This window comes from Zavarzinia sp., assembly GCF_049306435.1.
Classification (GTDB): Bacteria; Pseudomonadota; Alphaproteobacteria; order Zavarziniales; family Zavarziniaceae; genus Zavarzinia.
In genome coordinates, this window is record NZ_JBAQRT010000158.1 from 1 (window position 1) to 1,579 (window position 1,579).

1 protein-coding gene is annotated in these 1,579 nt (G+C 65.5%); it reads right to left on the bottom strand.

Going from position 1 to position 1,579, the window contains the following annotated elements; genetic code table 11:
* Positions 1-1,579, bottom strand: a 1,579-nt coding sequence (yidC, locus tag WAZ62_RS08825; protein ID WP_422643155.1) for a membrane protein insertase YidC, incomplete at both ends; no start/stop codon positions are given.

The window sequence follows — 1,579 nt, forward strand, 5'->3', positions numbered from 1 at the left end:
GGCAGGGCCTTCGAGGCCGTCGGGGCACCGGCCGCGACGGCGACGGGGGCCGGGGTCCGGCGCCGGATCATCCACTGCTGGGCGATCGAGAGCAGGTTGTTCCAGGTCCAGTAGATGACCAGGCCCGCCGGGAAGGTCGCCAGGAAGAAGGTGAAGATGATCGGCATCAGCATGAAGATGCGCTGCTGGATGGGATCGGGCGGCGCCGGGTTCATGCGCTGCTGCAGGAACATCGAGATGCCCATCAGGATCGGCCAGACGCCAAGGGCGAGGAAGCCCGGCGGGTCCCACGGAATAAGGCCGAACAGATTCAGGATATGGGTCGGATCGGGCGCCGACAGATCCTGGATCCAGCCGAAGAAGGGCGCGTGCCGCATCTCGATGGTGACGTAGAGCACCTTGTAGAGCGAGAAGAACACCGGGATCTGGATCAGGATCGGCAGGCAGCCGGCCAATGGATTGATCTTCTCGCGCTTGTAGAGCGCCATCAGTTCCTGCTGCTGGCGCGCCTTGTCGTCGGCGAACTGCTCGCGGATGCGCTGCATCTCGGGCTGGGCGTCCTTCATCTTGTTCATCGCCCGGTAGGACTTGTTCGCCAGCGGGTAGAACACGCCCTTGAACGCCAGGGTGAGGATCAGGATGGCGACGCCGAAGTTGCCGACGAGGCGATAGAGGAAATCGAGGATCAGGAAGATCGGCTTGGTCAGGAAGAAGAACCAGCCGAAGTCCACGGCATATTCGAAACGCTCGATGGCCAGCTTGTCGCGGTAGGCCTGCAGCAGGTCGACGATCTTGGCGCCCGCGAACAGGCGGTGGGTGACCGCGCCGCTGGCGCCGGCCGCGACATCGAGCGCGCCGCCGGTGTAATTCACCTCGAACCGGTCGCGGTCGCCGAAGCGGGTGTGGGCGAATTTCGCCGTCACTTCTGCCGCCTGGTCGGGCACGATGGCCGAGAGCCAGTATTTGTCGGTGATACCGATCCAGCCGCCCTTGGTGGTCACGGGCGGAACGGCCTCTTCCGTCATGTTCTTGTAGTCGTGTTCTTCCAGCTTGCCGTTCAGGATGCCGACCGGCCCCTCGTGCAGGATGAACAGGCCTTCGGTCGCCGGCATCTCGACGCGGGCGACGAGGGCGCGCGGGAAGAGGGCGAGGGGGGCGCCGGTGTTGTTGGCGAATTTGTCCTCGATCGTGAACATGTAGTTCTCGTCGAGACCGATGACGCGGGTGAAGACGACGCCCTGGCCATTGTCCCAGGTCAGGGTGACCGGGGTCTTTTCCGTCAGCTTGCCCGAGCCCGACCAGACGGTGTCCGCGTCCGGCAGTTTCACCGTGCCACCGGCCGGCGCGACCCAGCCGAATTCGGCGAAATAGGGGGTCATGGAGCCGATCGGGGACAGCAGCTTGATCTCCGGGCTGTCCGGATCGGTGGTTTCGCGATAGTCGCGCAGGGTCACGTCGTCGATCCGGCCGCCTTTCAGCGCCACCGAGCCATGCAGACGGGCGGTCTCGATGTCGAGGCGCGGGCTGAGGGCGAGGGCGGCGGGGCGCTCCATCGGCACGGCGGGGCCAACGGCGGCGG